The organism is Halogeometricum sp. S3BR5-2, assembly GCF_031624635.1.
Lineage (GTDB): Archaea > Halobacteriota > Halobacteria > Halobacteriales > Haloferacaceae > Halogeometricum > Halogeometricum luteum.
This window is the reverse complement of record NZ_JAMQOQ010000007.1, coordinates 1-23,327: the sequence shown is the minus strand read 5'-3', so window position 1 is coordinate 23,327 and position 23,327 is coordinate 1. Positions and strand designations below refer to the sequence as shown.

20 protein-coding genes and 1 CRISPR repeat array are annotated in these 23,327 nt (G+C 59.6%); of the genes, 13 read left to right on the top strand and 7 right to left on the bottom strand.

The window, feature by feature from the left end; all coding sequences use genetic code 11:
* Positions 1–566 precede the first annotated feature (566 nt).
* Genes cas6 through cas2 form a run of 8 tightly spaced genes read left to right on the top strand, consistent with a single transcriptional unit; the run spans position 567 to position 9,934 of the window.
* Positions 567–1,373: a CRISPR-associated endoribonuclease Cas6 gene (gene cas6 / locus NDI79_RS20635; RefSeq protein ID WP_425499640.1), complete on the top strand. Its 807-nt coding sequence runs from the start codon at positions 567–569 to the stop codon at positions 1,371–1,373.
* The gene (gene cas8b / locus NDI79_RS20630) at positions 1,370–3,523 is read left to right on the top strand and encodes a type I-B CRISPR-associated protein Cas8b/Csh1 (RefSeq protein ID WP_310930582.1); all 2,154 of its coding nucleotides are present in this window, start codon (positions 1,370–1,372) and stop codon (positions 3,521–3,523) included. The genes cas6 and cas8b overlap by 4 nt, the downstream gene beginning before the upstream one ends.
* Positions 3,520–4,641, top strand: coding sequence for a type I-B CRISPR-associated protein Cas7/Csh2 (gene cas7b, locus NDI79_RS20625; RefSeq protein ID WP_310930581.1), 1,122 nt, complete (start codon positions 3,520–3,522; stop codon positions 4,639–4,641). The genes cas8b and cas7b overlap by 4 nt, the downstream gene beginning before the upstream one ends.
* Positions 4,641–5,432: a type I-B CRISPR-associated protein Cas5b gene (gene cas5b / locus NDI79_RS20620; RefSeq protein WP_310930580.1), complete on the top strand. Its 792-nt coding sequence runs from the start codon at positions 4,641–4,643 to the stop codon at positions 5,430–5,432. The genes cas7b and cas5b overlap by 1 nt, the downstream gene beginning before the upstream one ends.
* 19 nt (positions 5,433–5,451) lie before the next feature.
* Positions 5,452–8,136: a CRISPR-associated endonuclease Cas3'' gene (locus NDI79_RS20615; RefSeq protein ID WP_310930579.1), complete on the top strand. Its 2,685-nt coding sequence runs from the start codon at positions 5,452–5,454 to the stop codon at positions 8,134–8,136.
* Positions 8,133–8,678, top strand: coding sequence for a CRISPR-associated protein Cas4 (cas4, locus tag NDI79_RS20610; protein WP_310930578.1), 546 nt, complete (start codon positions 8,133–8,135; stop codon positions 8,676–8,678). Before NDI79_RS20615 ends, cas4 begins: the two co-directional genes overlap by 4 nt.
* Positions 8,679–8,680: 2 nt before the next feature.
* Positions 8,681–9,673 carry a type I-B CRISPR-associated endonuclease Cas1b gene (gene cas1b, locus NDI79_RS20605; RefSeq protein ID WP_310930577.1) on the top strand — a complete coding sequence of 331 codons (993 nt, stop codon included), beginning with the start codon at positions 8,681–8,683 and terminating at the stop codon, positions 9,671–9,673.
* On the top strand, positions 9,674–9,934 hold the full coding sequence (cas2, locus tag NDI79_RS20600; protein WP_310930576.1) for a CRISPR-associated endonuclease Cas2: 261 nt from the start codon (positions 9,674–9,676) through the stop codon (positions 9,932–9,934).
* 101 nt (positions 9,935–10,035) lie between these two features.
* Positions 10,036–13,398: a CRISPR direct-repeat array (repeat unit 30 nt; unit sequence GTTTCAGACGTACCCTCGTGGGGTTGAAGC).
* Positions 13,399–13,699: 301 nt separating this feature from the next.
* On the opposite strand, the gene NDI79_RS20595 is transcribed toward cas2, so the two are convergent.
* On the bottom strand, positions 13,700–14,065 hold the full coding sequence (locus tag NDI79_RS20595) for a hypothetical protein (RefSeq protein WP_310930575.1): 366 nt from the start codon (positions 14,063–14,065) through the stop codon (positions 13,700–13,702).
* A gap of 102 nt (positions 14,066–14,167) precedes the next feature.
* On the opposite strand from NDI79_RS20595, the gene NDI79_RS20590 reads away from it, so the two are divergent.
* Positions 14,168–14,506, top strand: coding sequence for a toxin-antitoxin system TumE family protein (locus NDI79_RS20590; protein WP_310930574.1), 339 nt, complete (start codon positions 14,168–14,170; stop codon positions 14,504–14,506).
* Positions 14,487–14,936: an HVO_A0114 family putative DNA-binding protein gene (locus NDI79_RS20585; protein ID WP_310930573.1), complete on the top strand. Its 450-nt coding sequence runs from the start codon at positions 14,487–14,489 to the stop codon at positions 14,934–14,936. Before NDI79_RS20590 ends, NDI79_RS20585 begins: the two co-directional genes overlap by 20 nt.
* A 15-nt stretch (positions 14,937–14,951) precedes the next feature.
* On the opposite strand, the gene NDI79_RS20580 is transcribed toward NDI79_RS20585, so the two are convergent.
* On the bottom strand, positions 14,952–15,242 hold the full coding sequence (locus NDI79_RS20580) for a hypothetical protein (protein ID WP_310930572.1): 291 nt from the start codon (positions 15,240–15,242) through the stop codon (positions 14,952–14,954).
* Between the two features lie 785 nt (positions 15,243–16,027).
* On the opposite strand from NDI79_RS20580, the gene NDI79_RS20575 reads away from it, so the two are divergent.
* From NDI79_RS20575 to NDI79_RS20565, 3 genes are all read left to right on the top strand, one after another.
* Complete coding sequence (locus NDI79_RS20575) at positions 16,028–16,762, top strand: IS6 family transposase (protein ID WP_310930571.1); 735 nt, start codon at positions 16,028–16,030, stop codon at positions 16,760–16,762.
* Positions 16,763–16,910: 148 nt separating this feature from the next.
* The gene (locus tag NDI79_RS20570; protein WP_310930570.1) at positions 16,911–17,390 is read left to right on the top strand and encodes a Panacea domain-containing protein; all 480 of its coding nucleotides are present in this window, start codon (positions 16,911–16,913) and stop codon (positions 17,388–17,390) included.
* Positions 17,362–18,642, top strand: a complete 1,281-nt coding sequence (locus NDI79_RS20565; RefSeq protein ID WP_310930569.1) for a hypothetical protein — start codon at positions 17,362–17,364, stop codon at positions 18,640–18,642. The genes NDI79_RS20570 and NDI79_RS20565 overlap by 29 nt, the downstream gene beginning before the upstream one ends.
* Positions 18,643–18,903: 261 nt before the next feature.
* Here the strand turns inward: NDI79_RS20565 and lrp are convergent, their stop codons facing one another.
* The 5 genes from lrp to NDI79_RS20540 all read right to left on the bottom strand — a co-directional run.
* Positions 18,904–19,359 (bottom strand): HTH-type transcriptional regulator Lrp, encoded by a 456-nt coding sequence (lrp, locus tag NDI79_RS20560; RefSeq protein ID WP_310930568.1) that lies wholly within the window; start codon positions 19,357–19,359, stop codon positions 18,904–18,906.
* A 180-nt stretch (positions 19,360–19,539) separates the two neighbouring features.
* Positions 19,540–19,713, bottom strand: a complete 174-nt coding sequence (locus tag NDI79_RS20555; protein ID WP_310930567.1) for a glycine zipper domain-containing protein — start codon at positions 19,711–19,713, stop codon at positions 19,540–19,542.
* Positions 19,714–19,866: 153 nt separating this feature from the next.
* Positions 19,867–20,793, bottom strand: a complete 927-nt coding sequence (locus NDI79_RS20550; protein WP_310930566.1) for an ArdC-like ssDNA-binding domain-containing protein — start codon at positions 20,791–20,793, stop codon at positions 19,867–19,869.
* A gap of 532 nt (positions 20,794–21,325) precedes the next feature.
* Positions 21,326–22,498: a helix-hairpin-helix domain-containing protein gene (locus NDI79_RS20545; RefSeq protein WP_310930565.1), complete on the bottom strand. Its 1,173-nt coding sequence runs from the start codon at positions 22,496–22,498 to the stop codon at positions 21,326–21,328.
* On the bottom strand, positions 22,495–23,327 hold an 833-nt coding region (locus NDI79_RS20540), incomplete at its 5' end, for a hypothetical protein (RefSeq protein ID WP_310930564.1). The genes NDI79_RS20540 and NDI79_RS20545, both read right to left, overlap by 4 nt.

The window sequence follows — 23,327 nt, the reverse complement described above, 5'->3', positions numbered from 1 at the left end:
GGAGTCGGCGACAGACCACTGCTTCGTCGAGATCGTCGAAAACGTTGAGAATGAAGCTGGTGTCAACGATCATTCGAACCGCTCTGAGACTCGTCATGCCTCATCTTGATCCGATCGTCGGCAGTGTCGATGGCTTCCCGCATCTCCGAGACTTGCCCCTCGGCGATGCATCCTTGTGGGACTGAAGCAGGAGCGTGCGGAACTCTTCCATAGTGGTAGAAACAACTATATCGGTAGCGAGGAAATAGGATACTGATGAAGCCAAGAATATGATGTTTGCCTCAGGGGAGTAGATATTCCTGATATCTACTCCGGGCCCTAGGCATGCAAGCACCGCACGGAAATAGTGCAATAGGTGGGTATACACCCAGCACTCATGATGGTTGCGGCTAGATGAGGCACCCAATCCGTATCAGATGAACGCAACTGCGGTTGAAGTTACCAGTATGGTGCCAACACTGTCACAAGTTTCAGATGAACTTCGGTGAGGTGGGGGCTGGCATGTACTTCTCATCAGGAGAAAAGAATAACTACCATGGAATCGGTACCTAAATCGACATAACACTGTGAGACTACTAGCACGGCTACACGCGCGCGCTGATGCCGCATACGACAACGCGTATCACCACAAGCTCCGAGGTCGGATCTGGCGAGCGTTGCAGGGCACGGAGTACGAACAGTATCATGACGAAAACCGCCCACCGGGATTCAATTACAGTAACCCCTTCCCGCCGGGAGATATGCAGGAAGGGGACGAGCGCACTCTGCTGATTTCGGCCCCCCAAGAGCAACTACTGGCCGATGTTGCAGAAGACCTGACCGCCGATCGCGAGCTCAATATCGGCCAGATGCCGTTCCATATCGACGAACTCACGTCACTGTCACCGGACGTCGGCGAACCAGGGAGCAGCGGGACGATCGAGACTGGCACTGGACTCCTCGTGCGCATCCCACCATGGCGTTGTGACGATTATGGAATTGAGAACCCCGGCGAAGAGGCGGTGTATTGGCAGCCAGAACATACAATCGAGCCACTGCGCGAGCAGGTCGAAGCGAATCTCGACCAGAAACACGAGCTGTTCAGCCCGGAATATCTTCCGGGTCCGAGCGACACTGCGGGCGATCTCTTCGAGGGATACGAGCTACTGAAGACGTTCGCCGTCCCGATTCAGGTAACCGCAGACCAGGAGCTAACCTTCGTGCTCTCGAAGTGGCAGTTCAACTACACCGTCAGAGACGATGACCATCGACGCCACCTCAACCTTGTACTGGACTGCGGGCTTGGGGAACGAAACGCGCTTGGATTGGGTTTCTGTAACCTGGTCGAGAAGCGCAACCCGTACGGCGAACCCGCGGCGGAGGTCCACGGATGAGTCTGCTCCCCGAGCCGTCGACGTTCGAGAAGCGTTACAGCGACGACGAGAAGCTAGCGAGCGAGCTGCCTGATCGACCGATCACCTCGCTCCGCGATCTCCAGTACGTCTACGGGCGTCTATACACGCTCGCAACCGCCGGAGGTGGCGAGTACGCAGCCTACCTGACGCCGGAGAAATCGACCGACCTGTTCGACGAGTCCGAGAGCCTACTCTATCTCCGCGTCGATCTGAGTGAGGACAAGCCCCGCCTCGACCCCGACCAACCGATCGGTGTCGAGAGCTACGGCAAGGAGAAAGTCGAGGCAGTCGCCCACTCGTGGTATAACGCCGCAAAAGGGTTCGACCACAGTGTCACCCACCGAACGGGCAAGAACAAAGAGCCAGAGAAGGTCGCGGAGTATCTCCACGAACGGCTCACCGCGTGGGCGGCCGACGACGTGATCCAAGAGGCTGTCGCCGATCACGAAGACGGATGGATCGTCGACGCGCTCGCCGAGCTCGGCGAGAGTGAGGGACTTAGAGAACGCATCGAGACAGCCGTCGACGAACAGCTCGACGGCAAGACGACGGCGCTCACGACCGTCGCAGTCAAATCCGAGCCTGACGGCGAGTATCTCCTCCCGGGTGAGGCGAGTTCCGTGTTCAACGAAGCAATGCGAGCGCGCAAGCGATCGAAGCTCGTCTCGAAGGGAGAGGCCACGGATTCCATCGGTGAGGCAACCGATCTCGTGACCGGCAATCGAGGCCCGACTGTCGGGACAGCTGAGGATCCGCTGAACTACTTCCTCGGCAAGCAGCTCGAGAAGTTCCCCGGGTTCGATCCGGACGAGGCGTGGCGGACACACCCAGTCTCGGAAGACGTTGCAGTGACGCTGATGAACGCGAGTACGTTCGTCGACGCCTGCGACTACTACACGATGGGGGCAAACGTCTACTACCTCCCGTACTTTTTTGGGCGGCTTGGTCCGGAAGATGCGAGAGATCTCTACGGGCTTCTCTACGACTTGGTTCACGCCGGAGAGATGAGCCCGCTAGAGAGCGCCTACCGAAGCTATCAGGACACCCCGCGGCTGCAGGAAGTGGGTGAACGCTTCCGGTTCTACGTCGCTGCAGTGATGGAACACCAGACGAAGCGCTTCGACGTATTCGGCGACAGTATGGACGGGACGCTGTTCTCGCCCGTCGAGCTCACCAGATCGCACCAGCGGGTGCTCCGATCGTGGCTGTACGACGCGGAGGGTGACGCCGACCACCCCGATCCGGGGCTTCGAGCCGCGTTCCCGACACCGGACAACTGGGACATCTTCGTTCCGGAGGAGTCGGCATTGCTGAGCACCCTCGCAACCGGCTGGTACTTCGAACAGACGTTCGCGCCGGCCGATGACGACGACGCCAGCGCCGACGACTATCGAATCCGTGCGCTCGTGGCCGTTCTCTCGGGCGAGCCGCTCGACATCGAGACGGTGCTCACAGAGTACGTGGAACGACTGCTTGAGGACGAGGGCGAGGAGTTCCCGAGCTTCCGTGTCGCTGCACAGTACGCACAGCTCTGTGCGCTCGCCGAAGCGGGGCTTCTCACCGGACGCGACGCGTACGAACCGGTCGCAGAGCCGCGGCAGTTGACACACGACCAGACAGACGATATGCAACAGGACACACCAGCCCGAGCTGACGGCGGGAACGTCGCCGCGGCTCGGGAGACGAAGCTCGAACAGTTCCTTGAACAGACGCCGGCGCTCGCGGAGGATCAGCCTGAACGGCGTGGCAGTTTCCTCCTCGGCGCACTGGTCGGTCAAGTAACTGGCTACCAGCAAGTCAGTGAGGGGCGCTCGACGACGCTAATCGACCAGTACCCGATCAAGGCCGTCACAGAGTCGAAGCTGAAGCGCCTTGCCAGCGACGTGCTTGACAAGAACATCGTCTACTCCCGGGAGAACAATATGGCGGGGACGATGTACAGCGAGGTTGTCGATCGGTTGGTGACGACGCTCCCCCAGCTCGATATCGACGGCGACTGGGAACTCGACACAACGGACCTTCGATTCTACTACTCGCTCGGGGTTGCCTACGGGATGAACAACTGGACGAGCAGCGACGACGACGAACAGGCCGATGGCCAGCCCGCAGCCGAGGAGGAAGAAGCATGACCGACGACACATACGCCGACGACAGCTACGACCCAGTAACGAACCGATCCGAGATCGTCTTCTGCTACGACGCCGTCGACGCCAACCCGAACGGGAACCCCCTGAGCGGGGCGAACCGGCCGCGCATCGATCCCGAGACCCAGCAGGCGATCGTGACCGACGTCCGGCTGAAGCGCTACCTCCGCGACCAGCTAGACGACGACGGCCACGGCGTCTACGTGCGGAACGTCAAAAACGAGGCGGGCAAGCAGTCCTCGCGTGAAGACCTGCTCGCGGACCGGATGCGTGAGCTAGACCCGGACGACTGGGAGCTCGGCGATCTGGACGACGATGAGGCGGCTGAACTCCGCGAGGAAGTATTCGGCACGTTCCTTGACGCCAGCGCCGACGTGCGGTATTTCGGCGCGACGATGAGCGTCGACATGAAGGGGAGCTACGAGGGGTTCGAGGACTACCTTCCAGACCACTTTACCGGTCCCGTCCAGTTCTCGCCCGCGAAGACGCTTCATCCTGTAACCGAGAACGAGGAGTACAACAGCCTTACAAGCGTCATCGCGACCGGCGAGGGGAAAGAGCAGGGTGGGTTCGACCTCGACGACCACCGTATTCAGTATGGCTTCATCGCGTTTCACGGATTGGTCGATGAGAACGGTGCCGCCGACACGAAGCTCTCCGAGGCTGACGTCGAGCGTCTCGACACCCTCCCGTGGCGCGCGATCAAGAACCAGACCATCAGCCGGAGCAAAGTCGGCCAAGAGCCACGACTCTACCTCCGTGTGGAGTACGAAGACGAGAGCTTCCACCTCGGTGGCCTCACCCGTGACCTCGACATCGATGAAGAGCGCTCGGCCCCTGTCGACGAACTCCGAAACGTCCGAGAGTTCACGCTCGATGGGACTGAGCTCGTCTCCCGGTTGGGCCGCCACGCCGACCGTATCGCCCGCGTTCGTGTCGTCGCCAGCGACGTGCTCGACGTGACCGTCGACGACGAGGTCTACACTGCGGGCGACAAGCCCAGCGAGCACGGCTTCTACGACGTGCTCCGTGAGGCTGTCGACGACGAGACGGTTGAGGTCGTCGACGTCTACGACGAGGCTGCCGCGACAATGCCCGAGTGATGGCCCAAGAGTCACTCGAAGGCAGGACCGACGAGGACGACGGGCTCCCAGAGACGTGTCTCTCGTTCGAACTCCGCGGGGAGTGGGGGCACTTCCGACGGGTCGAGGGGAACATCGTCAAACAGACGTATCGGATCATTCCCCGGACGACTGTCGCCGGTCTCGTCGCCGCGATGCTTGGGTTGGACCGGGACAGCTACTACGAGGCGTTCAGCCAGAACGTGTCGGCTGTCGCGGTGGAGCCGATCGACGAGCTCCGGGCGATCAATATGCCGATGAACACGCTCTCGACGGCAAAAGAGCACATGACGACGATGCCCAGCCGCGGGCATGCACGAATCTCGATGCCTGACCCATCGGAGCTCCGCCAGCAACACAACTACGAGGTGCTCGTCGAACCGGCCTACCGTGTCGATCTCCAGCTCGCGAACGACGATCTCCGAGGGCGACTGCAGGACCGACTCCGCGATGGGACGTCCTACTACCCGCCGAGTCTCGGCCTCTCGGAGCATCTTGCAGAGGTCACGTATCTCGGCGAGTTCGAGCTAACGCCTCACGAGCGCGAGACGACCGATGTCGATTCGGTGGTGCTCGAAGCCGTCGATAGCGTCGAACTCACCCCTGAAACGGAGGTCAAAGTCGAACGCTCACCGGCGTTCATGGCGGCCGACGAAGGTGGCCGGACGACAACGGCGTTCCAGTCGATTGCGTACGCAACTGGGGCAGAACCACTCCGTGTACAGGACGTCGAGACCCACGAGGTCGACGGCCGACGGGTGATGTTCTCGTGAGCCACGAGGGGGCGTAGTCATGGTCGATTTCACCGACCGACCGTCACACATCGGACCTGACGGGGAACGGATCCCACTCGAAGAACATCTGGACGACGTCCGCGAGCGGGTCGGATGGCTCGTCCCCGACGACGCCGAGACACCGGAGGGGAACTCGCTCTCCGAGTTGGCGGAGGTGGTGACACGAGTCCACGATTTCGGAAAGTTGACCGCGTGGTTCCGCGAGCATCTCCTTTCGGACGACGCACAGCCAGCTGGACCGAAACACCACGCCCCGATATCGGCGCTACTCGCCCACTACGCGTTGGAGGCACGCGGGTTCGACGGCGCCGATCAGCTCGTCGGCTTTCTGGCCGTCGCGAGACACCACGGACGCCTCCCCGATACCGCCGACTACGTGCACCGAGCGAGCGTCGAGCAGTCCGGACGGATCCAGACATTCTACCGGTCCGACGCGCTCGAACAGGCAGCACACATCGACGAGACGGTTCCTGAACTCGCTGAGGCACTCGTGGACCGAGCGACGGGCGGTGCTGGAGACTGGGAAACGTTCCACGAACGGCTCGCCGATTCCGATGCAGCCATCGAGCTCCCGTGGGTCGCGGAAGCCGTCTGTAGCGGCCGGCGACTTCGCCCCGCACCGGAGAAACTTCCTCCCGGCTTTTACGAGTCAGTGCTACAGGTCTGGAGTGCGCTCGTCTTCGCCGACAAGGCGAGCGCGACGCACCTATCGACCGGAATCGAAATCGGCCGGGAGGCCTACCGGTCGCCGACCCCTGGGCGGCTAGAAATCGACGCGTACATCGACGAACTCCAGACTGAGAATGCTGAGACAGAGCTGGACCCGCGCACGGAACAGATGAACGAGCGGCGCGAGGACGCTCGACAGGAGGTTCACGCTCGCGCCAAAGAGTTCGTCGACGACGATCGGAACGTCGCGACGCTGACGCTCCCAACGGGCATGGGGAAGACACTCACGGGGCTGGACGCCGCCCTAACAGTGCTCGAGGGGAGTGAGATGGCGTCGAACCCAAACGAGGGGCGCCTCGTCTATGCACTGCCGTACACGTCCATTATCGATCAGGTGGCTGAACAGAGCCGCGAACTGTTCGGGGCCGGTGAGAGAGGCGAACGACTCACCGTCGACCACCACCTTGCGGATACCCTCGTCTCGCCGCCGGACGAGCCCGAATCAGTCGCAGACGACGCCGTCGAGAACGTCGCCGCCCTCCTCGGCGAGAGCTGGCGGTCGGGGATGGTCGTGACGACGTTCGTCCAGATGTTCGAGAGTCTGGCCGGGCCGACAAACGCCCGCTCGATGAAGCTCCCCTCGCTGTACGGGTGCGTGGTGGTTCTCGACGAACCGCAGGCGCTGCCGCTTGAGTGGTGGCCGCTTGTGGACCGGCTGGTCGAACTGTTGACCGAGGAGTACGGTGCGTCGGTGATCGCCATGACGGCCACCCAGCCTGAACTCCTGTCTGCGGGCGACCGAGAGCCGTTCTCCCTTGTCGCGGATCCTAATCCGTACTACGACGAGCTGGACCGGCTCGACTTCGTGCTTCACCCGTCCGCGACCGCGATGCTTCCCGGGCAGGACAGTGAAGAGAGCGACACGACCGACGACGACGCGGAGTCAGCAGCGCTCTCCTACGACCGAGCCGGCGACCTCGTCGCGACCCGGGCGGGCGACGGCGATTCGGTGTTGGCGATCTGCAACACGATCGACAGCGCGCGTGAGCTCACCGAGTCAGTTGCCGACCGAACAACACCAGTGGACGTCAATGAGGTGTACGACGAACTGCTCGACGACACGGATGAATCGACCGAATCGATACCGCCCAAGCGAACACGCGCCGACGCGATCCGTCGACGACGCTCGGGGCAACCGCTGTTGGTCCACCTCACGACACGCCACCGCCCGTGTGACCGACGCCACCTCATCGACGTAGCATCCGACCTCGCCGAAGCGGGTGAACCAGTGTTGTTCGTCTCCACCCAGCTGGTCGAGGCGGGCGTCGACGTGAGCTTCGACGAGGTCATCCGTGATTTCGCGCCGATGGACAGTCTCGTGCAGGCTGCGGGTCGATGTAACCGGTCATACGACCGCAACCGTGGGCGCGTGACAGTCTGGCAGCTCGCGCCGCCGCCGAACCGCGAGACAACGCCCGCAAGCGCGGTCTACGGTCGAGGAGAGAGTCTCACCAAATTGACTGGCCAAGCGCTGGCAACGGTCTACGACGGTGACCCAATGCCCGAGCCAGACGTAACTCGAAATGCCGTCGAACACTACTTCGACCTGCTCGATGGGCGTGACGTCGGTGCCGACGAGTACGTGGAGTACCTCGAGCGGGCAGAAGTCGAACAGCTCGGGCGACTCTCGCTCATCGACGAGCGGCCCGCCGTCGACGTGATCGTGACGAGAACGGCCGATGAGCGCGAGACCGTCGAAGAGATCCGGCGAGCATTCGGCGAGTACCGGTGGGACGATCTGGACGACCTTGTCGAGTCGACCGCGGACTGGCAGGTCTCCGTTCCCGTCTACCCCGGCGACGACACGATGGAGAAACTCGCTGCGTGCGAGCCGCTGTTCCCCGACACCGACCGGCTGGTGCTCGACGGGCGCCCGGGACGGCATGACGGCTACTTCGACGCCACCGACGGCATCGTCATCCCCGACACGAGTGTGGAGGCTCGGTTGCTGTGAGCGACCCTGTCTCTCGACTGGTGGCGACAGCTCAGGGCGACGCCATCGACGACCCGTTTCGCGTTACCGGCGTGATGATGCAGTACTACTACGTCTGTGAACGCGAACTCTGGTTCGAGAGCCGGAACGTCGAGATCGACCGGGAGAACGCGAGCGTTGCCCGAGGGGCCCGCGTCGACGAGTCCTCCTATGGCGAACGTTCTCAGGAGAACCTTCGACTCGGGATGATCGCTCTCGACCTACTGGAAGACGGTCGGGTGGTCGAGGTGAAACCCTCCTCGACGCTGACTGAGCCAGCGCGGATGCAGCTCTCGTATTACCTCTGGTACCTCGACCGGGTACTCGGCGTCGAACGTGAGGGCGTGTTGGCACACCCGACTGAGCGTCGACGTGAGGATGTCTCCCTCGACGACGATCGGCGCGACAAAGTCGAGTCGGCGATCCGGGGGATTCACGCGGTCGTGACCGCGGACAGCCCGCCGGAAGCCACTGAGAAACCGTACTGCGAGTCGTGTGCCTACCACGACTTCTGTTGGATCTGATCATGGACAAGAACTACCACATCTTTTCGGACGGGCGCATCGAACGGAGCGAGGACACGATCCGGCTGGAGACAGCGGACGGCGAGAAGAAACACATCCCCGTCGAACACGCCGAAGCGATCTACCTGCACGGACAGATCGACTACAACACGCGGCTGATGTCGTTTCTCAACGACCACGGCGTCGCCGTACACGTTTTTGGATGGAACGATCGCTACGCGGGATCGCTGATGCCCGAACGCGGCCAGACGAGCGGTCGAACCGTCGTTGAGCAGGTCAGGGCGTACGACGATCCGGAGCAACGGCAGTCTCTCGCCGCTTCGTTCGTCCGTGGGAGTATCCACAACATGCGGACGAACGTCACATACTACGACAGTCGAGAGTACAAGCTCGGGGGCGTAATCGAGGATCTGGATGACGCAACTGCACGTATCGGCGACACTGCCGATATCTCAGAGCTCATGGGCGTGGAAGCGACGGCCCGCCGGGCGTACTACCGAACGTTCGAGGCAGTTCTTCCCAACTCGTTCGCGTTCGATGGTCGAGAGTACAACCCTCCACCGAACCCTGTGAACGCGCTCATCTCGTTCGGGAACAGTATGGTGTACGCAAACTGTGTCTCAGCAATCCGTGCTACCGCGCTCGACCCGACCATCAGCTATCTTCACGAACCGGGTGAGCGCCGGTACTCGCTCTCGCTGGATATTGCCGACCTGTTCAAGCCTGTGTTGACGGATCGGCTGCTGTTCAGACTGGTCAACCGGAAGCAGATCAGCCGAGACGATTTCCGAGACGAGGTTGGCTCCTGTCTACTCAACGAAGAGGGGCGAACGACGTTTCTGAAGGAGTTTGAGCAGACACTTGAGCGAACAGTCGAGCACCCAACGCTGAACCGGAAGGTGAGCTATCAGTATCTGCTTCGCTTGGAGGCGTACAAACTAAAGAAGCACCTGTTGACCGGCGAGTCCTACGACTCATTCAAGCGGTGGTGGTAGATGTACGTCATCGTCGTCTACGACATGGAGGCCGATCGGACTCAGCTGATGCTGAAACTCTGTCGTCGATATCTTGTTCACGTCCAGAACTCGGTACTCGAAGGCGAGATTTCGGAAGGCGACCTGACGACATTGAAAGGGGAGATCGAAGACCTACTGCAGGAGGGGGAGTCAGTTATGGTATATGAGCTTTCCTCGGACAGCTTGTTGAATCGGGCCGTATATGGGGACGATCCGACCGAGGACAGTCGGTTCCTCTAACTGATGTCGACCCCCCGGGGGTTTGGGGGGGATTGCAGGTCGACGGAAATGATGAAGTGTATTCCTCTGGTAGAGGTGGTATGGTGGGCAAAATCACCATGGTTTCAGACGTACCCTCGTGGGGTTGAAGCCCGAGGCGGTCTACGAATCGGCGCACAAGCAACAGGTTTCAGACGTACCCTCGTGGGGTTGAAGCTCCCGACGCGGGAGGTCGGAGACGCGCTCTCCCGAAGTTTCAGACGTACCCTCGTGGGGTTGAAGCGGGTTGGGGTCGGAGTGCTGCCGGCAACCGTTCCCGTTTCAGACGTACCCTCGTGGGGTTGAAGCAGTCAAAGGCGCTGTCGTGCAGACCTCTCAAGAGTGTTTCAGACGTACCCTCGTGGGGTTGAAGCGACCACGATAAGGCCTCAATCACGTGCCGTGTCGGCGGTTTCAGACGTACCCTCGTGGGGTTGAAGCAGTATGCGTTAGATGTACCGTGCAATATGGCGGAGTTTCAGACGTACCCTCGTGGGGTTGAAGCCGCGACGTCGACCGTGCGGGCGAACGGGAGATTGAGTTTCAGACGTACCCTCGTGGGGTTGAAGCCGTCGAGTCGCGTATGCTGCATGGCCGTAGCCGAGTTTCAGACGTACCCTCGTGGGGTTGAAGCGAGTTTAAGCGGACGGAGGCGAAACGTGCGTCCTCGGTTTCAGACGTACCCTCGTGGGGTTGAAGCGCAGGGGGAGTGACCGGGACTCGGTGATGGTGCTGTTTCAGACGTACCCTCGTGGGGTTGAAGCCGTATCGGCGGGGATTTCCAATCCGCCGGTGAGTTCGAGTTTCAGACGTACCCTCGTGGGGTTGAAGCCTCATCCACCCACTCAAATACATCAAACCCGAGGGGTTTCAGACGTACCCTCGTGGGGTTGAAGCGTCGGGTGGCTGTTCTCTCCCGACTACGTCAGGGTGTTTCAGACGTACCCTCGTGGGGTTGAAGCGGAGGATTTGACTTCATGCAAGTCCTCTGGAGCGGATGTTTCAGACGTACCCTCGTGGGGTTGAAGCACCCTGACGACGATGACGGCGCGCGACGGCTCGGGTTTCAGACGTACCCTCGTGGGGTTGAAGCGGTTGCTCGCTGCCTGCCTGCTCGCGCTCATGGTGTTTCAGACGTACCCTCGTGGGGTTGAAGCGCCAAGCGATGGAGCCGGGGAGGCCCTACACTGCCGGTTTCAGACGTACCCTCGTGGGGTTGAAGCCCCGTGCGCGTGGCCGCCGAGAACTACTGTCGAGGTTTCAGACGTACCCTCGTGGGGTTGAAGCGATTCGCTCGAAGATGGGTACGACTACATCGTCGTTTCAGACGTACCCTCGTGGGGTTGAAGCGCCGAGCGGGAGACCGAGGTGATGGAAGAACTCGCGTTTCAGACGTACCCTCGTGGGGTTGAAGCTTTCGGCCGCCCGACCGAGAGCGACCGCCGCACGGTTTCAGACGTACCCTCGTGGGGTTGAAGCGAGGTCGCGACGGCGCCGGGAGACGCCCCGGCCGCCGTTTCAGACGTACCCTCGTGGGGTTGAAGCGCTCCGGTGCCGAACCTGTCGAAGAAACCGAAGAGCGTTTCAGACGTACCCTCGTGGGGTTGAAGCCTCCGGTGCTACGACCACCGCGGAGAAGAGAAGTGGTTTCAGACGTACCCTCGTGGGGTTGAAGCTCATCGATGGTGTCGCCCTCCACGGAGGCCATGAGGTGTTTCAGACGTACCCTCGTGGGGTTGAAGCTGCGACGACGGCCGAACACGCCCAAACTGCCGAGTTTCAGACGTACCCTCGTGGGGTTGAAGCTCCACACGACGAAGCCATGGATGACGCCGACCGGAGTTTCAGACGTACCCTCGTGGGGTTGAAGCGCGCCGAGAGTCCGTCCTGATCGTCATCACTGACGTTTCAGACGTACCCTCGTGGGGTTGAAGCGCGGGGGAGGAGACGACTCTCGGAGACCTCCGCGAGTTTCAGACGTACCCTCGTGGGGTTGAAGCTTCAATTGCGTCGCCTGCGGGATGTTTTGAGACGTCAGTTTCAGACGTACCCTCGTGGGGTTGAAGCGAGGAGGCGAATCAGGACGCGAAAGCCCCTCTGCGTTTCAGACGTACCCTCGTGGGGTTGAAGCGACGTACCGACATCCGAACCGCCGACGGTCACGAGGAGTTTCAGACGTACCCTCGTGGGGTTGAAGCGCTCTGTAGCTTCCGGCGGCTGAGTTCGAGGCGTTGTTTCAGACGTACCCTCGTGGGGTTGAAGCGCGTAAGGGCCGCCCGGATTCACCATACTATCTGGTTTCAGACGTACCCTCGTGGGGTTGAAGCGTCGAGGGCGGCGAACTCTTGAATCCGTTTCCACTGTTTCAGACGTACCCTCGTGGGGTTGAAGCGAGGATGACTCGGGCTCGCCGGGCGACCGCTCGCGTTTCAGACGTACCCTCGTGGGGTTGAAGCTGGTAGAACATCATGCACCGCTCGCAGTGCCAGTAGGTTTCAGACGTACCCTCGTGGGGTTGAAGCGACGAGTTCGCCGACCGGAGGCACGAGATGGACTTGTTTCAGACGTACCCTCGTGGGGTTGAAGCGCCACGAGGTCCCTGAACGCACCGTAGTCGGCGACGTGCCCCCGCTCGTGTTTCAGACGTACCCTCGTGGGGTTGAAGCGCCGGGACGTGCGCGAGGCCGACCGGGACGCCCTCAGTTTCAGACGTACCCTCGTGGGGTTGAAGCCGACTGGCGAGTATGCGATTGATGCGTGCTCGATTGTTTCAGACGTACCCTCGTGGGGTTGAAGCGCCGAACGGGGGCGACGACGCCGAAGGGACGCGTTTCAGACGTACCCTCGTGGGGTTGAAGCACCCGACGCGTATCTACAGTCTCGATACCTCGCGTTTCAGACGTACCCTCGTGGGGTTGAAGCGCGTGTGCGGCCTGCGGAGACGGTCTTGACGCTGTTTCAGACGTACCCTCGTGGGGTTGAAGCTGTGTCGAATGGGGTACAGCGTTCAGGGGTTCGAAGTTTCAGACGTACCCTCGTGGGGTTGAAGCGTGTTCTGAGTCACTTGAACAGCGACGAGCGTTGCCGTTTCAGACGTACCCTCGTGGGGTTGAAGCCCGGCGCGCGTCTGACCGATGGTGAGGATGTGCGGGTTTCAGACGTACCCTCGTGGGGTTGAAGCGCTTCCGGGACCGGGTAGCGATACCCCGGCAGAATAGTTTCAGACGTACCCTCGTGGGGTTGAAGCTGTTGTACTGCTCGATGGCCCCGCCGCTCGACACGTGTTTCAGACGTACCCTCGTGGGGTTGAAGCCGTCCGTCGTCTGTGGAGAGTCCGGTAGCCGGACTCGGTTTCAGACGTACCCTCGTGGGGTTGAAGCTGTCCTCGGTAGCGGAACATATCCGACAACTCGCTGGTTTCAGACGTACCCTCGTGGAGTTGAAGCGAGAGTGTCGTCGTCGACGTCGCCTTACTTCCCCGACGTTCCGTCCATCGTACCCAGTACTCGGGTCACACGTCCCATAAATCGGCAGGGGCGACATTCGTTCTCTCTACCCCGCCAACGTCATATCGGCATATATTCGACGTCTGAGTGACTTCTGTCTGACGCCTAACTAGCGTCCACATGTTAGCTTTGGAGGATGGCGAAGCAGGACGTACGTAGCGCGGTCGCCCGCCTCCCGTCGGTGCTCCAGAACTCAGTCTACCAGACGCCCTTGCGAAGTCGATGTGACGCCACTCCGGCGTCAGTCCGCAGCCAGTTCGTCAACGTCGTCCGCGTGGCCCACATGCTCCCGGATGCGCCGGCGAACCCGGGCGCGTTTCTCTGCGGCCTTCCAGTCGGTCTGCTCTTCGCCGACGCCGGTTCCCGGAGCGCCACTGTGGTAGTAGCACTTTCCGTGCTCCCCGGTCGCAGGCTGGCGACACCGTCCGCCTCTGGACTTCGCTGTCGCCTCGCACCGCCCGTACAGTCCGTAGTCTCGTCCTCCAGGACTCCCCACGGTTCGGTTGAACAGGTCGTCGGCCCATTTCTCGAACGGCGGGGGGTCGTTGATGCGGTGTTCGCCCGCCGGTCGGCCGTGGGCTTCGTACTCGTCGTCGAGGTCTTCCATCACCTCGTTGAACGCGGCGACCGTGTTCTGCTGGGCCTCGTAGAACTCCTTCAGCGCTCCTCGGCAGCATCCTTATACTGTTGTGGTGTGTAACAACAGTTGATGGCGGAGGGCGACGACACGGCGACCGAAGTGCTGGACGTCCGGGAGCGGTTCCCGACGAACGCGACCTACGCACAGGTCAGTGCCTATCACGTCCCCCGCTCGGAGCGCTACCCCGACGGCGTGAAGTACCGCATGCAGTACGGCCGCAGCGACGCTCCCGAGGACGACGACGGGACGATCATCCGGTACGACAACTTCCCGGACCACCCAGACGCTCCGCTGCATCACAAACACACCGAGGACGGAGGAATCGAGCCGGTCGAGTTCGATGGCCTGCTGGATCTCTTCCACGATTTTAAACAAGAGGTACGAAACTATGGCGAACACTGGGACTGACCCCGACCGAAGCAAAGACGACGAGAGCAAACACCGCATCATGCACATCCGGTTCGGGTCCGGGAACGAGCAGCGCATCGAGGAGACGCTCGCGGCGCTCGACCGTGGCGAAGAGCCGGAGCCGTACCTCGAACGCGTCTATCGCGACGTCGATAACCTACATCGGGTGACGCGACCGAAGAATCTCGAACTCCTGCGGGTCCTCGCGGCCGAGGCGCCAGCGAGTATCCGAGAGACCGCCCGCCTCGTCGACCGCGACGTTCGGCAGGTCCACGGGAACCTCGAAGAACTCGCGGAGCTGGACCTCATCAAGTTCGAGACCGACGGCCCCGGGAAACCGAAGCGCCCGGTTGTCTGGTACGACGAGATAGCCGTCGAACTCCCACTCACCGCTGGCGACAGCGCGAGCGAAGACGGAGCCGAGGCGTAGGCGGAAGGCCGCCGCTCAGACGTTCGCCTCGTAGTCGCTTTCGGGAGTCCCGATCAACCACCCCTGCCGGGCGGCGATGTCGAGGAGCTTCTTCGCACGCTCGCCGTCGCAGTCCTCGAAGTTCTCGACAGCGTGGAAGATGATGTCCCCGCGGGCCTTCTTCACCTTCTTGGCCTTGACCCACTCTGCTAACCGCCTCGCGTCTGCCTTCGCTCCCTTCGCGGCTTCATCGACGGCCGAGGGTTCTGGTTCGAGGTACGACCGGAACAGGACGCAGTCGCCGGCTCCTGACGGGTCGTCTCGCACCAAGTCGTACGGGGGGAGCCGAGGCCAGTGAAGCTATCCAGGACCTCCGGGAGGACGTCCGTGCCGATCTCACCGAGGACCTTGGCGGTACGCCACTACCACGCCGAGCGGTTCTTCGCACGCCGTGAGGAGAGCGACGGCGAGACCGAAGCTCTCCCCGACAGCGGCGACGGGCAGTAGCACCGAACTGTTCTCTCTTCTCTCGCCGGCCACCGACTGTCAAGCGTCGGGTGTCGACATCGTCGCGACGGCCGTGTGTTTTGTCCTGCCTCTGTCCTCCCCCGGAGGAGGACACCGTCATATCCGTCGCGTAGAGGCGTCTCTGGCGACGTCCAAGGCGTTCTATGTGGGTGGTGCGGGTGGCGTATCCTTTCCCACCCAGGACAGAGGCCGGCCGTGAAAACAGGCGCTACGGGCGGTGTTGCGGGTGTTCGGTGGTAAGAGTACTGACGTGTCCTGGGTGTCCTTCCCCTAATCGGAATCTATAGCGTGAGCGCACGTATGTGCACCCGTGCACACGCTCGCTCGCACGCTCGATAGATTCGGTTTGCACCCAGGACACCCAGGACACACTTCGGGTGCCCTCTAAAAATACCACCTGTAAGCGCTCTAACTCCCGAATCTCTGTCCTGTTGTGTCCTCTCCCCGGGGGGAGGACACAACAGGACACTCAGGACACGCTGTCCTGTCTTGGGGGGCGCCGCCGTCACCGTCAGCGCTCGGAGAGATAAAGTAAAATGGCACTGTCTAGATAAGGAACGAGCAGGTCGAAGAGCTAGTAATTCATGCTACTCAGAGACCTGCTCAAGCAGAGTTTAGCCACCTCTACGCTTGAATGTTGGCAGCGGGAGCGGACGGCGACGTTAACGAGACGCTTCGCGTCTCGTTCGCACACCAGAACCCTTCGGGTTCTGGGGACGCCCGTCAGGGCGTTCGCCGTCCGACTCCATGCTGCCGGTCTTTCGCTCAGAGAGACAGAAGCGATTCTGCATCTTCTCGGCGTAGAACGCTCGTTTCAAGCGATTTTCCAGTGGGTACATCGGTTGGCTGACAGCGTGTCAGACCCGCCGAAGGCGCAGCCAAGGCGGGTCGCAGTTGACGAGACCGCTGTCAAAATCAACGGCAAGTGGTCTTGGTTGTACGCTGCAATAGACCTCGATACAAAAGTAATCCTTGACGTTGCGTTGTTCGAACGTCACGGAACTGATCCGGCGGCTGCGTTTCTCCACGGAGTTTGTGAGAAACACGATTGTTCAGACACGGTGTTTCTGGCCGATGCTTTCGGCTATCGGACTGCCTTCTCTCGATTAGGTGTGAACGGTCGGGTTGACTATACAGAGAGAAACCTCATCGAAAAGTGGTTTCACACGTTCAAAATGAGGGTCGACCGTTTCCACAATTCATGGGTGGGCAGTCGGCTGAGCGTCCGCCAATGGCTTGCAGTGTTCGTTCATTACTATAATTTTCAGCGACCGCATCAATCGCTTGATGGTCGAACGCCAGCTCAGGAGGTTAACTAGACAGTGCCAATCACGCTATCATTTTCCCAAATAGAGGACTGCATTGAGTGGTAGTCTATGTATTCGCCGTGTAACTTTCAGAGGTGTGGATTCGTACCAATACACAACAAAGCATTTCAGGAAGTAGGTTTGATTTCATCATAGGACAATGCCCGAGAAGGCTAAACTCAACGATATGATTGAGTACCTCGTGAGTCACTTCTCGGGTAATGCACTCACCAGAACCAAGATAGTGAAGCTTCTCTACTTGGCAGACCGAGAATCATACATTGGCCGTGATAGGCAAATTTCTAACATCAAGTACATAAAGTATCACTACGGCCCGTATTCTGAAGACATAGTGGACGCCTTGCAGGATATGGACGGTGACGAGATACGGGAGTTATCAGGCCGTTCACAGAATGGTACCTACTATCGTTATGAGTCTAACAGCGACTATGAAGGCTCAACTCTAACTCGGGAAGAGCGGGCTATCTTGAAACAGGTTCTACGCGAATACGAGAACACTCAAACGAAACAACTCGTTGAGACGGTTTACGACTTGGACGATTTAGACGGTATAGAGAAGTACACTCCGCTGTTGCAGGATACTACTGTGAATGCCGGAAGAAGAGCAATTAACAGCTGATTCGTTCAATCTCATTCCGGATTCGGATGGGGAAAGACTCCAAACAGCCTTTTTGAGTATCCTACGTGAGAATGGAGTAATCACGCGAGATTCAGAAGAGTACCACGTTTCTGAACGAAACGTCTTCGACGACATTGGTCGTTTAGGGCTGTTCTCCTTCTATTACGAGGGGTGGAGTGGTCAGGGAGACTTGTCTCATGTCATTTTAGACGACGACCTGATTGCGTCAATTTGGTGTCCAAATGACGCCGCTACCCCGTATGGTCGAGGGAAGGTTCGAGATCCCTTGACACACCTCGGCCACGCCTATGGAAATTGTGGTGTCTGTCCGTCAAAATCCCTACTTGGATTCAATTCCGGTCACTCGAATCTCCCGAGAACAATGGAGCAAGGACGAAGAGATATTGAGGTTCCTGATACAATCGAATATGCAGAAGAAAGTACGAGCGAGGCCTGTGAAGACTGTCAAGAGTACATGTCTTCTTGGTTCTCCGATAAAGTAAGGGAGAATCCGAACTATCTGTGGATGTTGGGTGGTAGCGGACTCTTGCACGATATTCCTGTGGATTACACAATCCCCGGTGAGTTCGAAGACTACGATATACTGGAACTGGCGACAGGGTCAGACCCACCGTCAGAGGTCGAAACAGATGATGATTTCATAGCCAGTCACGAAGGACAAATGGACTCACTCGGGTTAGAAGACGAAGGTGAGTTCCTGTTCAATGCTGTAATTGCCTTTCAGCTTAACGTAGATTTTGATTTTGAAGAGGTCAAACTGAACTGCCGATGTGAAGGCCCGATGAAGATGAGTCAAGAATTAGATATTGTTTTGAGTGACTACGAAAACCAACAGGTAGTAGTTATAGAGACAACTGCTGAAAATGAAGTCAATTCTTCGAAGCTCCGTAACAAGCACAACGTCATATTACAACTTCACGCCCTACAGAACCGATACAGTGAACTCGAGATACAATACATATACTTGACTACCGGATCGTATCCAGACGACCTTCATGAAGACTCTGCAACATTGGACGCACAGGAGAATTTATCTGATTTAGGTATTTCGGTAGATGTTATATCCCGACCAAATGACGTGAGCCAAGATGATTTAGACCCGAATGCACTGAATCACCACGGTTCTGTCGATTTTATCGAAAACTTCGATTCCTTGTACGAGAGCCTACTTTCGGAATGCAGGGAGAAGGTTGAGGTCTTCATGACTTCAACGACTACAGCCAGAGTGTAATACGAGCGGACCCGTCTGATACTTACTGCTACCCCGACACGAGCTGCTGAAGTGCGGTCCAAATCCAGTATTCTGCTTCTTCTTCCTCAACGTACTCTAAGGCGTTTCTCAGACTTTCTTCGGTAGTCTCGTTTGCACGGGCCATTGGAGGGGATAACGGCGTCCAGTGAATGCCGATTGTGGCCAACTACTGAGTCATATCTTGGGTACTAATGACTGAAGAAGAAATGGTCGGCACCCGATCATTGCAGATCGGGCAGCTCATTCAACATCAAGCTTAAACTGTTCATTCTCTACCGGTTTGTTCAGTACGATCGCAGTTGAAGACTGCCGGACAGTTGCGTCGTTCAGTAGCTGCTTGATCGTCTGGTTAACGTCCTCTGTGTCTCGAAATGAGCCAATACCGATAATGTCGAATTCCCCTGTCGTTTCGTATACCGTCGTTATCTGCTTGTGCTCCTGTAGCCGTCTAATAACGTCCGAGAGCGCCTGTCCCTCAACTTTGAGCTGTAGCACGGCGGTTGCTTCGTATCCAAGATCCTCATAGTTCAGTATCGGCGTATACCCGGTAATCACTCCCTCATTTTCGAGATCGTTAATGTGATTCGAGACTGTTGTCACCGAGACATCCAATTCCTCAGAAAGACTGCGCAGACTCGCCCGTCCATTCCCAATAAGCGCGTTGATGAGCTGTTTGTCAAGATCTTCGTATGCCATAGTCTCTAGTTGTTTTCGCACCGGAACTTAACGCTTGTACAATACTCCCGTTCAAAATCGCAGTGAACTCATTCAAAAATCCATTACATGGGTCGCAAACTTATCTATAGTAGTCAACGTCAGCCAACGCACAGGACTACGGAGTAGAGCCTGCACACTACTCAATCAGAACCATAGTCTCTATTTCTGGCTACTCAATCCAGCTCCGATCGCAGCACCAAGTGCCACTCCAAGCGCGATCCACAGTCCGAGATTATCCGTCGCAGAACCAATACCGACTCCGATTGCAATCCCAATCGCCATCCCTGTCCCCATGTCTTTTCCGCTTGACGCTGTCTCATTCTCCTCCTCCATGTGCTGTTACGCGACCGCTGAGGTGGTAAGTTCACCGTCTGTCTGTAGCGGCTGTATCAGGACGAAATCTGCGTGAAGAGACCACCTCACAACTCTCTTAACCAACAACGAGTACCGCTTTCTTCGAATGTTGGTTAACTATAACTTGCGTTTTCAGTCCTCTACGACTGTGCTGATGATTTCCTGAGCGGTGGAACTGATACGACCGAGGCGCTCTTGAATCACCTCCGAGTCATCACCCTGCCACGCAGCGAGATAGAACGCAGACCCGCTTGTGTCGAGGCCGAAATACCGGCCGACGATGTACGCGACGGCTTCTGCTTCGACCTCGCGTTTTGCCCGTTCGGGTTCATTCTCGATATCGAAATGGAGCAGTGCGTGGGCGTACTCGTGGATCGATGTGACAGCGAGATCTGCCTGGTTCGCTCGGGCTTTCGCTTCGACAACTGGCTGGAGCTCGTGGAGATTTCGTTGCTTGCAGACGCCCTTCGCGTCGCCATGGTCCCAGTCGTCAACGTCGACGATACGTACTGTTACACCGAGTTCATCAGCTGCATCTTTGAGCGCTGGCACTAGGTCGTCGGCATCGCCAAACGCTGCGGTCTCCAGTTCAGGAAGCGGTTCTCCCTCTGTCTGGGAGACGTCGAAGACTGGTGCTGGTTTGAACCCGACGAGACCTTTCGACCACTCCTCGGGCGGCGTCTCGTCGTACTCACAATCAGTTCTCTCGTGGTAGCTGGGCGAATTTTCGCACTCGGGACATCGCTTGGTGATGATCGGTGCCCAAATCCAGATCGCTTGTTCGCCTTCTTGGACGTGCCGATCGAAGTCGTTTCGCCACGTGTTGTAGCCGGCGACCTTCGTTGCCTGGGGACACTGGCGTTTGATGAGCAGCGTATTTCGGTGCGAATAGTCGTGGAAGCGACTCTGGATGTCGAGCCACTCTTGGAACTCGTCGCTGGCCTGCGCCGCATCGACATCGTCAACGAGGTCGTCGAGCCATGCTTCGATCGTACTGTGCATCTCGTCTGTTCGCGTGTCGGTCTCCTCGAAGGAGGCCGATGAGTCACTGGTTGCCATCGGATTCACCACGACGCTTTCTGTCAGACCAGAATGCGCCGCACCCCTCACGGCGCAAAAAAAGAGCGTTTCAACAGCTGTATGACTCACGGCGATTTGACCACGGCGTTGAATCCGGCGGAGCAGAGGCTCAGTCGCTTTCCGATACTCGCTACCGGGACCGGGAGTAAGTACTCCTTAGCACTGACTATTGCCTAGAACACGATGGCCAGATGCTGGCGACACGAGACAGTAGAATATGACCCGACCCCTAGATGAGTGCTGAGTAATCGCTGCCGCGACTCGGGTTAAAATCTACTGCAGAATTAGCCAACAGGAAGAGTGAGGGGCGTATCGGGGGTGGGGGGATGTGGGGAGTGCCCCTCAGGAATATAGAGGCGACTCACACGTATATACTTCTCCCTACGTGTCGTCGAAAATAACCATCCCACTCGCATCTCTCTTCGGATTGCAGTCGACCACGACGGTCACCCTAGCGGGCCAGTTCGTCGCGACTATCTTGATTGGGGGCCACTCCGATAATCGCCCTCCATTAGTCATGCGCTCCGAACCGATTGGCGTTCGCGACGAGGGGCCCTAACTCCGAGATTGCCGGGTCAAAGCCGTCCGATTCCGGGAGCTCGTCCTCGGCAATCCCCGTTCGGATCCGCTTGAGGAGGTCCTCGGGGTCCGCTCCCGTGATCGTCCGACTGGTCTCGCCGAGCCGTGTGAGGAGGTCAGCGGTGGTCGAGCTCGCGCCGAGCGTCACGAGCTGGGCCGTCTCGACAAGCCGGCTCGCCCGTTCGGGGCTCGCGTCGATCGCACGTGCGACGGATGCGGGGTTCATCCGGGCGAGGTCGGCCACCGACCTGACGCCCACACTCGCCAGTCCCTCAGCGTTCGCCTCACCAATCGACTCGATCACGTCCACCGGAATCGCGTCCGAACGCTCCCCGATCTCAGGATGGACGAGCGTGAAGCGGTCGTCGGACGGCGGCCATCCGACGATGGATCGGCCGGGACGAGGCCGAGGACGGGGTCGCACTGGCTCCCGGTCTCCGTCCCCGCGGTCGGACTCGAGGTCCGCCTCGTGTTCGACGACGACACGAGCGCGGCGCTCGACGCGGTACGCGACGCCCTGCGCGGCGACCGTCTCGACGCGTTCGGGGTCGACAGTACCACCGATCGTCGCGGACACCGGCACTCGCGGCGTGAACAGGTCACCTTTCTCGGGACGGGTCACTATCAGTTCGCCCTCCGCGTTCGAGTGAGCGTTCGTCACCGTGTAGCGGCCCGGTCGTATCGGTCGGGCGAGGAAGACGTCGTCGGTACCGAGGCTGGTGCTGTCGAACACCGTCTCGAACCCCTCGCCGCCGTCCCGTGGTCGGCTGGCGACCACGTGGTAACTACCCGAGCCGCGCGAGACGTGGAAGATGACGACCCCGTTCGGATGAACGCGGTACGTCGGGTCGTCCGCCTCGATGGCGCCCGTCGACGGCGTGGAACCGTCGTGTCCGACCTTGGCGAGGTCGACGGTCGCGTCCGAGGCCCCGGCCTCGGGGTCGACGACGACGAAGCAGCGCCCTGCGAGCCGTTCGCCGCGAAAGACCCGGCACTGGTACGTCCCGGGTTCGTCGAACCGGTGGAGCACGACGCCGACCTGAGTCAGCGCACCGCTGTCTACACGGGTCGCTGCTAGGACGTGCCGGTTGGCTCGAAGCGTCACTGTTCCACCCCCACGTCCAGACCAACGATCAGTTCCTCGTCGGTCACCTCCACCCGTGGGCGCTCCAGCGGGAGGAGCACGGGCACGAGTACGACGTCCCGGCCCTCCTCCGCCGCCGTCTCGGGGTCGTCCTCTGCGGCGGGGAACGGCGTCGGGATGGTGATGGGCTTCGTGCGGGCGAACTGCTCGGCCAGCTCGAAGAGGATCGTCCCGCCGAGGCTGGCTCCCGTCTCGAACTCGTCGTGGATCGCCTCTTGGAGGTCGTCGAAGATGTCGAAGGTGTCGCGGAGGAAGTCGAAGACGGCTGCGGCCGAAATCACCTGCGAGGCGCCCGGAATCGCGTCGATGAGGGACTGGATCTCGTCGCCTAGTCGCTTTTCCAGAGCGTTCCCGACCGTGTCCGCCAAGTCCACGATGTCGATGTCGAACGTGACCGGCTCGATCACGACGTGCCATGCGTCCAGCACGTCGTCGTCGTATGCGTCGAGGTCAGTCATCCCGGGCGTCCGGTCGGGATTCTCGAAGAACTCGACGTGCGCCGCCAGCAGTGCCGACACCTCCGACTCTACGATGCCACCGAGGTCCAGGACGAACGAGAGGTCGGGATCGGTCTCGAACAAGCAGATCTGGGGGAGGCACGTCTCGTCGAGGCCCAGGAAGCCGGGAATGCAGACGGACGGGGTACACAGCTCCGGGATATCGAACCGGACCTCGAAGCGCACCGGGTCGTAGACGACATCGAGTTCGTCCAGGTCGAACCGGTCGGGTCGGAGCTCGACGGTCCCCTCCTCCAGTCTGACGCCCAGTTCGTACGCTACCTCGAACCCGC

Bases quoted from the DNA above. Each gene is read 5' to 3' on its own strand.
- cas5b (WP_310930580.1), top strand. From the start codon at position 4,641: ATGGCCCAAGAGTCACTCGAAGGCAGGACCGACGAGGACGACGGGCTC.
- NDI79_RS20555 (WP_310930567.1), bottom strand. From the start codon at position 19,713: ATGGAGGAGGAGAATGAGACAGCGTCAAGCGGAAAAGACATGGGGACA.
- NDI79_RS20565 (WP_310930569.1), top strand. From the start codon at position 17,362: ATGCCGGAAGAAGAGCAATTAACAGCTGATTCGTTCAATCTCATTCCG.
- NDI79_RS20590 (WP_310930574.1), top strand. From the start codon at position 14,168: ATGGCGGAGGGCGACGACACGGCGACCGAAGTGCTGGACGTCCGGGAG.
- cas2 (WP_310930576.1), top strand. From the start codon at position 9,674: ATGTACGTCATCGTCGTCTACGACATGGAGGCCGATCGGACTCAGCTG.
- cas1b (WP_310930577.1), top strand. From the start codon at position 8,681: ATGGACAAGAACTACCACATCTTTTCGGACGGGCGCATCGAACGGAGC.
- NDI79_RS20595 (WP_310930575.1), bottom strand. From the start codon at position 14,065: ATGGAAGACCTCGACGACGAGTACGAAGCCCACGGCCGACCGGCGGGC.
- NDI79_RS20575 (WP_310930571.1), top strand. From the start codon at position 16,028: ATGCTACTCAGAGACCTGCTCAAGCAGAGTTTAGCCACCTCTACGCTT.
- cas8b (WP_310930582.1), top strand. From the start codon at position 1,370: ATGAGTCTGCTCCCCGAGCCGTCGACGTTCGAGAAGCGTTACAGCGAC.
- NDI79_RS20550 (WP_310930566.1), bottom strand. From the start codon at position 20,793: ATGGCAACCAGTGACTCATCGGCCTCCTTCGAGGAGACCGACACGCGA.
- cas7b (WP_310930581.1), top strand. From the start codon at position 3,520: ATGACCGACGACACATACGCCGACGACAGCTACGACCCAGTAACGAAC.
- NDI79_RS20570 (WP_310930570.1), top strand. From the start codon at position 16,911: ATGCCCGAGAAGGCTAAACTCAACGATATGATTGAGTACCTCGTGAGT.
- lrp (WP_310930568.1), bottom strand. From the start codon at position 19,359: ATGGCATACGAAGATCTTGACAAACAGCTCATCAACGCGCTTATTGGG.
- NDI79_RS20615 (WP_310930579.1), top strand. From the start codon at position 5,452: ATGGTCGATTTCACCGACCGACCGTCACACATCGGACCTGACGGGGAA.
- NDI79_RS20585 (WP_310930573.1), top strand. From the start codon at position 14,487: ATGGCGAACACTGGGACTGACCCCGACCGAAGCAAAGACGACGAGAGC.